The sequence below is a fragment of the Pseudomonas sp. LBUM1646 genome (assembly GCF_059716165.1).
In genome coordinates this window covers 2,695,790-2,709,101 of record NZ_CP166810.1, presented here as the reverse complement: position 1 = coordinate 2,709,101, position 13,312 = coordinate 2,695,790, and the positions used below count along the sequence as shown (strand labels likewise).

The 13,312-nt window shown below is 61.7% G+C and carries 15 protein-coding genes; 7 read left to right on the top strand and 8 right to left on the bottom strand.

Features of this window, described 5'->3' with window-relative positions; all coding sequences use genetic code 11:
* Nucleotides 1-13 precede the first annotated feature (13 nt).
* Both ACA071_RS12465 and ACA071_RS12460 read right to left on the bottom strand, forming a co-directional pair.
* Nucleotides 14-829: a class I SAM-dependent methyltransferase gene (locus ACA071_RS12465; RefSeq protein ID WP_497644621.1), complete on the bottom strand. Its 816-nt coding sequence runs from the start codon at nt 827-829 to the stop codon at nt 14-16.
* Between the two features lie 51 nt (nt 830-880).
* Nucleotides 881-1,150 carry a DUF4242 domain-containing protein gene (locus ACA071_RS12460; RefSeq protein ID WP_169370347.1) on the bottom strand — a complete coding sequence of 90 codons (270 nt, stop codon included), beginning with the start codon at nt 1,148-1,150 and terminating at the stop codon, nt 881-883.
* 182 nt (nt 1,151-1,332) lie between these two features.
* Here ACA071_RS12460 and ACA071_RS12455 point away from each other — a divergent pair, with 182 nt between their 5' ends.
* Nucleotides 1,333-2,322, top strand: a complete 990-nt coding sequence (locus ACA071_RS12455; protein ID WP_497644620.1) for an AraC family transcriptional regulator — start codon at nt 1,333-1,335, stop codon at nt 2,320-2,322.
* Between the two features lie 42 nt (nt 2,323-2,364).
* A complete protein-coding gene (locus ACA071_RS12450; RefSeq protein ID WP_497644619.1) occupies nt 2,365-2,823 on the top strand; it encodes a GNAT family N-acetyltransferase in 459 nt (152 codons plus the stop codon).
* A gap of 17 nt (nt 2,824-2,840) precedes the next feature.
* On the opposite strand, the gene ACA071_RS12445 is transcribed toward ACA071_RS12450, so the two are convergent.
* The 3 genes from ACA071_RS12445 to ACA071_RS12435 all read right to left on the bottom strand — a co-directional run bounded on the left by ACA071_RS12445 (nt 2,841) and on the right by ACA071_RS12435 (nt 4,723).
* Nucleotides 2,841-4,052: a cytochrome c biogenesis protein DipZ gene (locus ACA071_RS12445; RefSeq protein WP_497644618.1), complete on the bottom strand. Its 1,212-nt coding sequence runs from the start codon at nt 4,050-4,052 to the stop codon at nt 2,841-2,843.
* Nucleotides 4,053-4,171: 119 nt separating this feature from the next.
* Nucleotides 4,172-4,420 carry a hypothetical protein gene (locus ACA071_RS12440; protein WP_497644617.1) on the bottom strand — a complete coding sequence of 83 codons (249 nt, stop codon included), beginning with the start codon at nt 4,418-4,420 and terminating at the stop codon, nt 4,172-4,174.
* Nucleotides 4,421-4,459: 39 nt separating this feature from the next.
* A complete protein-coding gene (locus ACA071_RS12435; protein ID WP_497644616.1) occupies nt 4,460-4,723 on the bottom strand; it encodes a DUF2790 domain-containing protein in 264 nt (87 codons plus the stop codon).
* 297 nt (nt 4,724-5,020) lie between these two features.
* On the opposite strand from ACA071_RS12435, the gene ACA071_RS12430 reads away from it, so the two are divergent.
* Together ACA071_RS12430 and ACA071_RS12425 are read left to right on the top strand one after the other, a co-directional pair.
* Complete coding sequence (locus ACA071_RS12430; protein ID WP_497644615.1) at nt 5,021-5,761, top strand: response regulator; 741 nt, start codon at nt 5,021-5,023, stop codon at nt 5,759-5,761.
* On the top strand, nt 5,758-7,056 hold the full coding sequence (locus ACA071_RS12425) for an ATP-binding protein (RefSeq protein ID WP_497644614.1): 1,299 nt from the start codon (nt 5,758-5,760) through the stop codon (nt 7,054-7,056). The genes ACA071_RS12430 and ACA071_RS12425 overlap by 4 nt, the downstream gene beginning before the upstream one ends.
* Nucleotides 7,057-7,230: 174 nt before the next feature.
* Here the strand turns inward: ACA071_RS12425 and ACA071_RS12420 are convergent, their stop codons facing one another.
* Both ACA071_RS12420 and ACA071_RS12415 read right to left on the bottom strand, forming a co-directional pair.
* Nucleotides 7,231-7,980, bottom strand: coding sequence for an HvfC family RiPP maturation protein (locus ACA071_RS12420; RefSeq protein ID WP_497644613.1), 750 nt, complete (start codon nt 7,978-7,980; stop codon nt 7,231-7,233).
* Complete coding sequence (locus ACA071_RS12415; RefSeq protein WP_497644612.1) at nt 7,973-8,812, bottom strand: HvfB family MNIO-type RiPP peptide maturase; 840 nt, start codon at nt 8,810-8,812, stop codon at nt 7,973-7,975. Before ACA071_RS12415 ends, ACA071_RS12420 begins: the two co-directional genes overlap by 8 nt.
* A 422-nt stretch (nt 8,813-9,234) precedes the next feature.
* On the opposite strand from ACA071_RS12415, the gene ACA071_RS12410 reads away from it, so the two are divergent.
* Complete coding sequence (locus ACA071_RS12410) at nt 9,235-10,281, top strand: class I SAM-dependent methyltransferase (protein WP_497644611.1); 1,047 nt, start codon at nt 9,235-9,237, stop codon at nt 10,279-10,281.
* A 244-nt stretch (nt 10,282-10,525) separates the two neighbouring features.
* Nucleotides 10,526-11,368 carry an NAD-dependent protein deacetylase gene (locus ACA071_RS12405; protein WP_497644610.1) on the top strand — a complete coding sequence of 281 codons (843 nt, stop codon included), beginning with the start codon at nt 10,526-10,528 and terminating at the stop codon, nt 11,366-11,368.
* Nucleotides 11,369-11,508: 140 nt separating this feature from the next.
* Here ACA071_RS12405 and ACA071_RS12400 read toward each other — a convergent pair whose 3' ends face one another.
* On the bottom strand, nt 11,509-12,408 hold the full coding sequence (locus tag ACA071_RS12400) for a LysR family transcriptional regulator (RefSeq protein ID WP_497644609.1): 900 nt from the start codon (nt 12,406-12,408) through the stop codon (nt 11,509-11,511).
* Nucleotides 12,409-12,582: 174 nt separating this feature from the next.
* Between ACA071_RS12400 and ACA071_RS12395 the strand changes: the two genes are divergently transcribed.
* Complete coding sequence (locus ACA071_RS12395; protein WP_497644608.1) at nt 12,583-13,281, top strand: CoA transferase subunit A; 699 nt, start codon at nt 12,583-12,585, stop codon at nt 13,279-13,281.
* Nucleotides 13,282-13,312 lie beyond the last annotated feature (31 nt).

Sequence of the window (13,312 nt, the reverse complement as noted above, 5' to 3'; positions counted from 1 at the left end):
ACTGCATTACCCGTCACAAACGCCGTGAGATCACCACCTCCAGGTATTCACTCGGCACCACCAGCGATGCCTCGCCGCCCCGATTCAGGCTGTTCAGCAACTCGGTGAAGTCCCTTTCCAGCGCCATGGCGCCGTCTACCGGCAGCACCGCAAACGCCTTGTGAACCGGCCCATACCAGCTGCGGAACGTGTCGATGAAGTGCGCGGCCGAGCGGTAGCGGAAGTTGAAGGTGCGGCGCGTCACCTGGGTCAGGAAATCCTGCTCATCGAAATGCGTGCGCAACCAGGCTTCATTGCCCCAGTTCGATGGCGGGAGTGCCCCGGGCGGTGGCGGCAGGTGGCCGCCGAGGATCTTGAACATCTGGCCGACAAAGCCTTCGGGTGTCCAGTTGGCCAGGCCGATGCGGCCACCGGGGCGAACGACCCGTCCCAGTTCCGCAGCGGCCTTGGGCTGGTCCGGCGCAAACATCACGCCGAAGGTCGAGAGCACGGCGTCAAAACTGGCATCCTCGAAGGGCAGCGCTTCAGCGTCGGCCACCTGGAAAATCACCTCCAGCCGTTCGGCCCTGGCGCGGTCTTCACCACGCTCGAGCAGCGCCGCGACATAATCAGTGGACGTGACTTTGCAGCCGCGCCGGGCTGCGGCCAGTGTGACATTGCCGTTGCCGGCGGCGACGTCCAGCACCTCCTCGTCACACAGCAAGTCACAGGCTTCGGCCAGTTGTTCGCCGACAATTTGCAACGTGGTGCCGATCACGGCGTAATCGCCACTGGCCCAGGCGGCCATCTGACGGTTTTTCAGGGCAGTAAGATCAATGGGTGTACTCATGAAATGTGGCTCCCTCGCGGGTTGAAACACAGTCCAGGCTCTGACGGAAAACTACTCCGCCGTGGTGGGATCGATGATGTTCATGACCTGTGAAACGCTGTTGGCCGGAAAACCGCCCTGCCTGGCATGTTCCCGGACAAGCTCTTCGTTCGGCGCGATGTACACGCAGTAGATCTTGTCGCCGGTGACGTAACTCTGCAGCCATTGCACTTCAGGTAAATCGCGCAAGACCCGGCAGGACTTTTGCGAGATGGCTTTCAGATCCCGATCGGACAGTGCTCCGGCACCCGGAATGTCCCGCTCTATGACGAACTTCGGCATAGCAACCTCTCTTTTCTTGTTATGGACACAGGGTCGGCAGTGACCCTGTACACCAACTATCGCGCTGGCGCGTGCTGGCGTCCTGCCCGATCGTCGGCCAACACTGCCCGATCGTCCGGAGGTTTCACGCCGCGCGGCGACGGGCTCACACTTAACAGCACCCGTTCCTACGAGAAATCACCATGGACGCGCTCTCGCAAACCCTGCGTGTTGTCCACCTGGTCGGTGCGATTTTCATCAACGCCCGGTTCACCGCGCCCTGGTGCTACCAGTCGCCGAGTGCCGATACCGCCGCACCGTTTCTGGAGCCCGGTGCTGAGCGGGTGGTGATTTTCCACCTGATTACCGAAGGCGAGTGCTATGTCGAACTGGGTAACGACCCGCCACTGCTGCTGAACGCCGGCGACGTGGTGGTTTTCCCCCAGGGCGATGCCCATCGCATGTGCTCGACACCGGGCATTGCGCCGGCCAGTGGTGCGCGGCTGGACGTGGTACTGGCGCGCCGGCCGCGGCAATTGAGTTATGGCGGTGGCGGTGCCGTCACGCGGTTGGTGTGCGGTTACCTGGCGTGCGATACGCGGTTGGCGGGCATGCTGCTGACGGGGTTGCCGGCTGTGATCAGGGTCAACGTGCGCGGTTCGAATGCCGGTATGTGGCTGGAATCATCGGTCCGCTACGCCTTGGCCGAGGCTCGATCGCCCAGGCCTGGCGGCGAAGGTGTGCTGGCGAAACTGGCCGAGGTGCTGTTCATCGAGGTGTTGCGCCTGTACATGAACGAACAGGCCGAAGGTCGCACCGGTTGGCTGGCGGGCGTCGGCGACCGGATTGTTGGTGGCGCCCTCAACGCACTGCACAAGAACCCTGGTCATTGCTGGACGCTGGAAGAACTGGCACGTACCGCTTGCACCTCAAGGTCGGTCCTCGCTGAGCGTTTCCAGCAACTGGTGGGCAGCTCACCGATGCAGTACCTGACCCAATGGCGGATGTTGCTCGCCGCCAACCTGTTACGCCGCAGTAACACCTCATTGGCGCGGATTGCCGAGGAAGTCGGTTATCAGACCGACACGGCGTTCAGTCGAGCCTTTCGCCGCGAATTTGGTGCTCCGCCGGCGGCATGGCGACGCAATCAGGCCGTCGTTGATGCAAAACCCGGGATTGCCTGTCCACCCTGAAATCGGCTCTCATGGGGCATACCTCTTCGAAAGGATTCACCCATGCCCCGCCTGGACTGGCTCGCCCATCACCTGCAGCACAGCGACACCTTCGCTGCGTGGATTCACCGGCAATTTCATTACGAATACGCCTCGCAACCCTTGGCGGATTGGCAGCGGGAGTTTGCTGACGGTCAAAGCAATGGCGACTGGCAATGCCTGATTGCGCTGGAGGGGGATCAACTGTTGGGTGGAGCGGCCCTGGCCAAGGCTGACCTGGCCCATCGAGCGGATCTCGGCCCGTGGCTGGCCTGTGTGTTCATCAGCCCGGAGGCGCGGGGCCAAGGCCTGGCGGAACGCTTGATCGAAGGGATTTGCGCTGAGGCGAAAGCCAAGGGTGTGGCGCGAATGTACCTGCACACCCAGGACAAGAACGACTACTACGCCAAGCGTGGCTGGACGGTACTGGAAAATTTTCATGCCTGGGACAAACAACAATGGCTCATGGTGCGAGACCTGTGAGCCTTTGATTTGAAGGGTTACGCGGCGGGCGCTTTGGCCTCTTGCAGCAACTGCTGGATCATCTGTTCCTGGGTGTCGTAGCGACCCTCGCCAAAGTGGGTGTAACGCACCTGGCCCTTGGCATCGATCAGGTAGTGGGCGGGCCAGTACTGGTTGTCGAAGTTGCGCCAGATCGCGTAGTTGTTGTCGATGGCCACCGGGTAGGTGATGCCGAGTTTCTTCACCTGATCCTTGACGTTATCGATGATGCGTTCAAAGCCGTATTCCGGGGTGTGCACGCCGATCACCACCAGGCCGTCCTTCTCGTATTTCTTCGCCCAATCCTTCACGTACGGCAAGGTGTGCTGGCAGTTGATGCAGTCGTAGGTCCAGAAGTCGATCAGCACCACTTTGCCTTTGAGGGATTCGCTGGTCAGGGCCGGCGAGTTGAGCCACTCCACCGCGCCGTTGAGTGAGGGCATCGCACCTTTGGCATTGTCCATCGAGGTGTCGGCCTTGACCTTGCTGACGAAGTAATCGACCACTTTCGGTACGTTTTCCAGCAGCCCTTGTTCGACGCTGCTGACGCCCTCGGACGAGGTGCCGGCCAACAGGGTTTTGTCAGCGCCGGTGGAGATCACCGCAGCCGCTGCCAGGACGGCAACCCCTGCGCCACGACGTAACCAACCGGTGACCGGGATCGACGCTTTCAAGCGATTGACCAACCCGCGACCGGCGAAGATCAGCGTGCCCAAGGACAAGGCGCTGCCCAGGCCGTAAGCCACCAGCAACAGACTGGTTTGTGCGTTGGCGCCTTGCAGCATCGCGCCGGTGAGGATCACGCCGAGGATCGGCCCGGCGCATGGCGCCCAGAGCAAACCGGTGGCGACGCCGATCATCAGCGAACTCAGCGGGCCGGACATTTTGCGGGTGTTGGGGTCGAGGCGATTGCCCAGCAACACGAACGGACGTGCCAGCCAGCCACCGATGCGGGCGGAAATCAGCGACAGGGCGAACAGCACCATCACGAACAGCGCCACATGGCGACCGGTGTTGTTGGCCTGGACCACCCATTCGCTGCTGACCACGGCCAGGCTGGCAATCAGGGCGAAGGTCAGGACCATGCCGCCGAGGGTGAGCAGGATCGAGGAACGGGTGCGCTCGACGCCGGCGAACAGGAACGGCACGACCGGGAGGATGCACGGGCTGAGGACGGTCAAAATGCCGCCCAGGAATGCGATGAGAAACATGGGGGATTCCTAGATTTAGTGGTTAGGCTCGAAATCCACCCCTCACCCTAACCCTCTCCCCAGTGGGGCGGTCCGACGTTTCGGAAGGGCTGGGGCGAGGGGTGGTTCTTGATGACGCCTCAAACAGTCTGGCTATCCAGCAACTGTCCCTGGGGCGTGCGGCTGGAGCCGTTCTCCGCCACCGCTTCCCCTTGCGGCGTGCGGCTATAACCATCCTCCGCCAGCGCCGCAGCGCCCTTCTCCAGTGGGGTCAGTTGAAAACAAGTGGCACTGCCACAGGCGACCTTTTCAACCGCCGCGTTGGCATGGGCGGCGACGCCGGCGACGGAGAAGGCAATGGCGGTCAGATAACGCGTCACGTTGTTCATGATGTTCTTCCTGTTTCAAAGTGGGATTGAGAGGCTGGCTCAGTTACCGTCGTGGCAGTCATCGGAAAACTTGCTGTAGTCCAGGGCCTGGGTCTTGCCCTGGGAATCGAGGTAAGTCAGCCGGGCATTCACAATCCCGCAGGAAGGACCGGTGTCCTGTGTCAGCGACACGACTTTCTGGATGTCCAGATGGGTGCCGTAGGTGTAGGTTTGCGGGGTGACATCGGCTTCGGCACGGGCCGACAAGGTGCAGATGTTCAGGGCGGCAAACAGGCAAGCGGCGTAGATGGCTTTGGTGTTCATGGCGGTTTCCTCAAGGCTTCAATGATTAGTTGGTCCGAGGCAGGTTGGTTTGCCTCGATGGAACCCATTAGAAGCCTGCGAGGTATCCCGTCTGTGTCGGGAAAACCCCTGAGTCAATCGTTACGTATCAAAACCGCCGCCCGATACACAGCGATACAAAACCCCGAAAAAATCGCGTTTTTGCGTCTGTATGTATCCGCCGAGACGCCAGATACACTGCAATACAAAGGGCTGCGGGCGAACGGGCCAAGGCTCGATAGACTGCGCGACATCCCCCACTGTTAGAGGCTTGGCCCCATGGAACATGTCGATCACATTCTCATCGTCGACGATGACCGCGAGATTCGGGAGCTGGTAGGCAACTACCTGAAGAAGAATGGCCTGCGCACCACCGTCGTCGCAGATGGCCGGCAAATGCGTTCGTTCCTGGAATCCACGCCGGTGGACCTGATCGTGCTCGACATCATGATGCCCGGCGACGACGGGCTGATGCTCTGCCGCGAGTTGCGTGCCGGCAAACACAAGGCCACGCCGGTGCTGATGCTCACCGCGCGCAACGACGAAACCGACCGCATCATCGGTTTGGAAATGGGCGCCGACGATTACCTGGTCAAGCCGTTCGCCGCCCGTGAGCTGCTGGCGCGGATCAACGCCGTACTGCGCCGCACGCGGATGCTGCCGCCGAACCTGGTGGTGACCGAAAGCGGGCGTCTGCTGGCCTTCGGGCGCTGGCGCCTGGACACTTCCGCCCGGCACCTGCTCGACGCCGACGGCACCATGGTTGCCCTCAGCGGCGCGGAATATCGCTTGCTACGGGTGTTCCTCGACCATCCGCAACGGGTGCTCAATCGCGATCAGTTGCTGAACCTGACCCAGGGCCGCGACGCCGATCTATTCGACCGCTCCATTGATTTGCTGGTAAGCCGCTTGCGCCAGCGCTTGCTCGACGATGCGCGGGAGCCGGCTTATATCAAGACCGTACGCAGCGAGGGTTACGTGTTTTCCCTGCCGGTTGAAGTACAGGGAGCGCCCGCATGAATCTCGCACTGCGCTGGCCGCGCACCCTCGCCTCACGGCTGTCGCTGATCTTCCTGGTCGGCCTGATTCTCGCCCAAGCGTTGTCCTTCGGCGCGCAGTACTACGAGCGTTACGAAAGCGCGAAAAACACCATGCTCGGCAATCTGGAAACCGACGTCTCGACCTCCATCGCCATCCTCGACCGCTTGCCGGCTGAAGAACGGGCGGGCTGGTTGCAGCAACTGGAGCGGCGCAACTACCGTTACATGCTGGACGACGGCTCACCGGGCACGGCCATGCGCGACACGCCCATCGCGGTGACCTCGATCAAAGACGCCATCGGCAAGGATTACCCGATGACCGTGACCGACATCCCCGGCCCGCAGAAACACTTCCAGGTGCACCTGAAACTGGCGGACGGCAGCCCGGTGACTATCGATGTGCGGCCGGCGATGGTGCCGTTGTCGCCGTGGCTGCCGATCGCGCTGCTGGGGCAGCTGGCGCTGATGCTCGCCTGCACCTGGCTGGCCGTGCGCATCGCCATTCGCCCCCTCACCCGCCTCGCCACGGCGGTAGAAACTCTGGACCCCAACACCCACGCCGTACACCTCGATGAAAAAGGACCGACCGAAGTCGCCCATGCGGCCATGGCGTTCAATGCCATGCAGGCGCGAATTGCCGCTTATTTGAAAGAACGCATGCAACTGCTGGCGGCGATTTCCCACGACCTGCAAACCCCGATCACCCGCATGAAACTGCGCGCCGAATTCATGGACGATTCCAGCGAGAAGGACAAACTCTGGAACGATCTGAGTGAGATGGAGCACCTGGTGCGCGAAGGCGTGGCCTATGCCCGCAGCATCCATGGTGCCACCGAAGAGAGCCGGCGCACTGATCTGGATTCGTTCCTCGACAGCCTGGTGTTCGACTATCAGGACATGGGCAAGGACGTGCAACTGAGCGGCAAAAGCGCCGCCGTGATCGACACCCGCCCCCACGCCTTGCGCCGGGTGCTGGTGAACCTGACCGACAACGCCCTGAAATTCGCCGGGGCCGCCGAGTTGCAGGTCGAAGCAAAAACCGATGGCAGCTTGTCGGTCAAAGTCATGGACCGCGGGCCGGGGATTGCCGAAGAGGAATTGGCCCAGGTGATGGAGCCGTTCTATCGCGTGGAAAACTCACGCAACCGCAGCACCGGCGGGACCGGGTTGGGGTTGGCGATTGCGCAGCAGTTGGCGTTGGCGATCGGGGGATCATTGACGTTGAGTAATCGTGAAGGCGGTGGCCTCAGCGCAGAACTCAAATTGCCTCGTTGAGAGCTGATCGTTCCCACGCTCCAGACCTCTAACCTGATCGTTCCCACGCTCCAGACTTCTAACCTGATCGTTCCCACGCTCCGCGTGGGAATGCAGCCGGGGACGCTCCGCGTCCCATCCAGAGCCGAACGCGGAGCGTCCGTTGAGGCATTCCCACGCGGAGCGTGGGAACGATCAGGCGACTACACCTTCGGCATGCATCTGCCGCAACAACGCCCAGCCGTTGTCCATGAACTCGCTGGCCCCAGCAGCCCCCGCCTCCACCGCCAGCCCTTCCAGCTGCGCACGCCCCTCCAACTCGGGAAACTCCCCAATCCGCTGCAACAACCGCCATGCCAACGGGCTCAATTCGGAGAATTTCACGCTCCAGTCCTCAGTCCTTCGAACCAGCAACAACGTCGGCTGATCCGGCGCTGCATGAGGCCGATAATCCGGCCCCAACAGCTGCACCGGCCAGCCATACGCCAACGGCCAGGCCAGTGGCGAAACCCGCAATGGCCGCTCCAGCAACAACTCGGCATCGCTTATCGGCAACGGCTCGTCGTCAGTCTGTTGCAACGCCATCTCGACCCACTCGTAATGCGCGAGTTCGACCATGAACGGCGGCCAATCCCCTTCGCTTAGCCCTTGCGGTTCAGACGCCAGAAACGCGACAAACTCTTGGGCGATCTCACCAAATTTCGGCGTGCGAGCGCGGTAGTCCCGCAGGAAGATCCGCACCAGTGCGCACCATTCCTCATCCCCCAGAATCTTCACCAGCACCGGGAACGTCCCGCTGAGCAACAACGACAGATTGTTGAACACCAGATCCCGATAAACCTGGACCCGCGCGGCATCCATTTCGGCTGGCGGCGCGCAGTGCTCGGGATCGCGCAGATATTGGGTCAGGGCATCCTGTTGCTGATGCAGCGAAGATTTATCCACGGTTCACCTCCACGCCTTGCAAGCGGCGAATGGTCTGCAACTCGGCCACCAACTCCGAAAACGCCGGGAAGTTGAAGTCTCGCTCCAGCAGCGTCGGTTGTGCGCCAAAACGTGCGTAAGCCTCGGCCAGCAACGACCAGACCACCGGTTTCACCGAGGCGCCGTGGGTGTCGATTTTCAACGTATCGGACTCATCGAAGTGCCCGGCGACGTGCATCGCCACCACCCGCCCCGAATCGATCCCCGCCAGAAAAGCCTGCGGATCAAAGCCGTGATTGATCGAGTTCACATACACATTGTTGACGTCCAGCAACAGGTTGCAATCGGCTTCCCGCAGCACCGCATTGGTGAAAGTCAGCTCATCCATATCCTGCCGGGGCGCGGCGTAATAGGAGACGTTTTCCACCGCCAGCCGTCGGCCGAGAATGTCCTGGGACTGACGAATCCGCGCAGCCACGTGGTGCACCGCTTCTTCGGTAAACGGCAGCGGCAGCAGGTCGTACAGATGACCGTCATCGCTGCAATAACTCAGGTGCTCGCTGTACAGCGGCACGTTGTAGTGATCGAGAAAACCCCGCACCTCCTGCAAAAAACCGACGTCCAGCGGCGCCGACCCGCCCAACGACAGGGACAAACCGTGGCAAGACAACGGATAGCGCTCGGCCAAGGCCCGCAGCGCCGCGCCATGGGCACCTCCAATGCCGATCCAGTTTTCCGGGGCGACTTCCAGAAAGTCGAAATTTCCAGCCGGGGCGGCCTGAAGGTCTTTCATCAGGCCGCGACGCAGGCCGAGGCCGACGCTGGCCTTCGTTGATAAATCAGAGGTCTGCATGATGTCGATCTCATTCTGTGTGGATAAATGAGCGTCGAGTTAACCAATGAGATGTATCGGACCTGTGTTCGGCTTTTGCAGAAATCGGCAGCGCATGTATCAACCGCCGCACCGTACACACTGCGATACACAACACCCAACCACACCAAGTTCTGTAGGAGCAAGGCTTGCCCGCGATGGCGGTATCCCAGGCAACATCTTTGTCGACTGACACGCCGCCATCGCGGGCAGGCCTTGCTCCTAAAGGGATTGTGGGCCATGTGGCTTTCGTCGCCCCACACCGCAGTGCGCGGGGGCCGAACTAAACTTAACGCACGCAGGACGCCGTCAGCGTCCTGTCCATTCCCACGACCACCGCCCAGTGGCGCACGCCTCGACAAACAAGGCCTCTGGACCGTGATCCTGCCACAGGAGCACACGTGATGGACGAGGCCAGACTTAACGATTTCATGGGCAAACTGGTCAACGACATGGGCGGCGCCGCGATGCTGGCCAATGTCATTCTCGGCGAAGAACTCGGCCTGTACCGGGCCATGGCCGACAGCCAGCCGATCAGCCCCGAAACCCTCGCCGAGAAGACCGGTTGCCACCCCCGCCTGCTGCGCGAATGGCTCAGCGCCCACGCCGCTTCCGGGTACATGGAACACCAGGACGGCCAGTTCCGCCTGCCCGAAGAGCAAGCCCTGGCCTTGGCGATCGAAGACTCGCCGGTGTACATCGCCGGCGGTATCGGGGTGGTCGCGTCGTTTTTCCATGACAAGGACAAACTGATCAATGCTTTTCGCGGCGACGGCGCCCTGCCCTGGGGCGAACACCATCCGTGCATGTTCAGTGGCACGGAACGCTTCTTCCGACCCGGCTACAAGGCACATTTGGTCGCCGAATGGTTGCCGGCGCTGGAAGGCGTGGTCGCCAAACTTGAGTCCGGCGCCAAGGTCGCGGACATCGGCTGTGGCCATGGCGCGTCCACGGTGATCATGGCCCAGGCGTTCCCGGATTCGCGCTTTGTCGGCTTCGACTACCACGCGCCCTCCGTCACCGTGGCCACCCAGCGCGCCGAGGCCGGTGGCGTGTCCGGTCGGGCGCGGTTCTTCCAGGGCACGGCGAAAAGTTATCCGGGCACCGACTATGACCTGGTCTGCTACTTCGACTGCCTGCACGACATGGGCGACCCGGTAGGCGCGGCGCGGCACGCCTACGATTCGCTGAAACCGGACGGCACGGTGCTGCTGGTGGAGCCTTACGCCAACGATTCCCTCGACGACAACATCAATCCGGTGGGTCGGCTGTTCTACGCCGCCTCGACGTTCATCTGCACCCCGAACTCGCTGTCCCAGGAAGTCGGCCTCGGGCTCGGCGCCCAGGCCGGTGAAGCGCGGTTGCGCAAGGTGTTTACCGAGGCCGGGTTCAAGCATTTCCGCCGGGCCACGGAAACGCCGTTCAACCTGATTCTTGAAGCCCGTAAATAAACACCGGGGGGAACGCGAAACTTGTAGCAGCTGGCGAAGCCTGCGTTCGGCTGCGAAGCAGTCGTAAACCCTGCGCACGCGGTGCACCTGATGCACCGCGTTGCCTGATTTCACGACGGCTTCGCCGTCGAACGCTGCCTCGCGGTGCTCGACAGCTGCTACAAGTTGCGTTATCGGCGGGCGTCGCGTCGTGATCGGCAAATGCTACCCTGCAAACACTCAAGGCCTTCCCGGAGTGTTGAACATGCAAGGCAGCCCCATCCGCGAACAACTCGACCGTCTTCAGCAGTTAATGGCCCACCAGCCATTCGCGGTCCTGACGGGCGCCGGCATCAGCACCCCGTCGGGCATTCCGGACTACCGCGACAACCAGGGCGTGCGCCGTGGCCGACAACCGATGATGTATCAGGAGTTCCTCGCCGCCCCCGAGTCCCGGCGCCGTTACTGGGCACGGGCGATGCTCGGTTGGCCACGGGTGCGCCTGGCCAGTCCCAACGCGGCACACGAAGCGTTGGCCAGTTTGCAAGGTGCGCGGCAGATCGACGGACTCATCACGCAGAACGTCGACACCCTGCACGACCAGGCCGGCAGCCACGACGTCATCGAACTCCACGGCAGCCTGCACCGAGTGTTGTGCCTGGACTGCGGCCAGCGCAGTGAACGCGATGCCATTCAGCAACTGATGGAAGCGCAAAATCCGTACCTGGCGGGCGTCGATGCGGTGCAGGCGCCGGATGGCGATACCCTGCTCGACCCAGCGTTTGAGGCGCGGTTTCAGGTGCCGCATTGCCCGCATTGCGGCGAAGAGCGGATGAAGCCGGATGTGGTGTTTTTTGGCGAGAACGTCGCGCAGGTGACGGCGGCCAAGGCCATGGCGACGGTTGAGCAAGCGGCGGGGTTGCTGGTGGTGGGGTCGTCGTTGATGGCGTATTCGGCGTTTCGCTTGTGCCGGGCGGTGGTGGATCAGGGCAAGCCGTTGATTGCGATCAATCTGGGCAAAACCCGGGCGGATGACATCCTCGATATGAAAATTGAAGGTTCCTGCGAAAAACTCCTGCCCTTGCTGACACAACACCTTACCCTCTGATCGTTCCCACGCGCCGCGTGGGAATGCATCCCGTGACGCTCTGCGTCACATCCGGAAGCGGAACGCAGAGCGTCCCCGGCGGCATTCCCACGCAGAGCATGGGAACGATCACGCGATCACGCAGAAGCCGTGTTCCGTTCTCAAGGCATGAGGCGCTGGCCAAGGTTGGCCTCCTTGAAAATATCAAACAACGCCTGCGCCGCCGCCGACAGCTCATGCCCCGGTTTGGTCAACACGCCAATCGCCCGTTCCACCACCGGGTCGCGCAAGGTGATGCAGTGCGCGCCCGACTCCTGCATTTGCTGCACGCACAGCGCCGGCACCGCGCTCACGCCCAAACCGCTGGCAACCATCCGGCCGACCGTCGCCAGTTGATGGCTTTCAAATTCCACCGGCAACTTCATACCCCGGGCCTGCAAGTGTTCTTCGAGCATCACCCGCACCGTGGACGGTCGTTGCAGGGTGATGAACGGTTCCTTCAACAAGGTTTCCCAGTCGATCTCGTCCAGTTTCGCCAACGGTGAATCATGGGGCACCACCGCGACAAAGCGGTCGATGTACAACGGCGTGAATTCCAGCGACGTGCTGTGGGCCGGCTCGAACGACACGCCGAGTTCCACCTGCCGATCCCGGACCATTTCCAGCACCTGCTCGTTGATCACGTCGTTCACCGTGACGTTGACTTTCGGGTAACGCGCGCGGAAGGTCTTGAGGATCGGCGGCAGCAGGTTGCCGGCAAACGACGGCATTGCCGCCACGGTCACGCGCCCGCGCTGCAGGGTGAAACGCTGGCGCAGTTCGTCCTCGGCGTTGTCCCAATCGGCGATCAGCCGGCGAGCCAGCGGCACCAGCGATTCGCCCTCCGGGGTCAGCGCGACGTTGCGTGTATTACGGCTGAACAGGCGCCCGCCCAAACCTTCTTCGAGGGCCTTGATGGTCAGGCTCAACGCCGATTGCGACAGGTGCAACCGCTCGCAGGCCACGGCGAAACTCAGACTCTGGGCCACGGCCAGGAAGGCGCGGATCTGCTTGATGGTCAAGTCGCTTTGCTCCAGTTGTAAGCTATAAGCCTCAAGCTGCAAGATTGAAGCAGCGATTAGTGAGTTTTATCTATCAATCAACCTTAAAAATCAACTTAACAAATGAATGGCCCGGCGCGACACTCACTTCCACTACGGCTAGCCAGCCGCCCATAAAGAATAAAAGAGGTGCATATGGCAGGTTTCGACAAGCGCGTGAGTTCCTACGAGGAAGCCCTCGCAGGCCTTGAAGACGGCATGACCGTGATCGCTGGTGGCTTCGGCCTGTGCGGCATTCCGGAAAACCTCATCGCCGAGATCAAGCGCAAAGGCACCCGTGACCTCACCGTGGTTTCCAACAACTGCGGCGTCGACGGTTTCGGCCTCGGCGTGCTGCTGGAAGACCGGCAGATCCGCAAGGTCGTGGCCTCGTATGTGGGCGAGAACAAGATGTTCGAAGAGCAACTGCTCAGCGGCGCCATCGAAGTCGACCTGACCCCTCAAGGCACCCTCGCCGAAAAAATGCGCGCGGGCGGCGCCGGCATCCCGGCCTTCTTTACCGCCACTGGCGTCGGCACCCCGGTTGCCGAAGGCAAGGAAGTGCGTGAGTTCAATGGCCGCAAGTACCTGATGGAAGAGTCCATCACCGGTGACTTCGCCATCGTCAAAGGCTGGAAAGCCGACCATTTCGGCAACGTCATCTATCGCCACACCGCCCAGAACTTCAACCCGCTGGCCGCCACCGCCGGCAAGATCACCGTGGTCGAAGTCGAAGAAATCGTCGAACCCGGCGAGCTGGACCCGTCGCAGATCCACACCCCTGGCATCTACGTCGACCGGATCATTTGCGGCACGTTCGAGAAGCGCATCGAACAGCGCACCGTGCGTAAGTGATCCCCTGCCCCCGGACCGAATGAAGGAATAA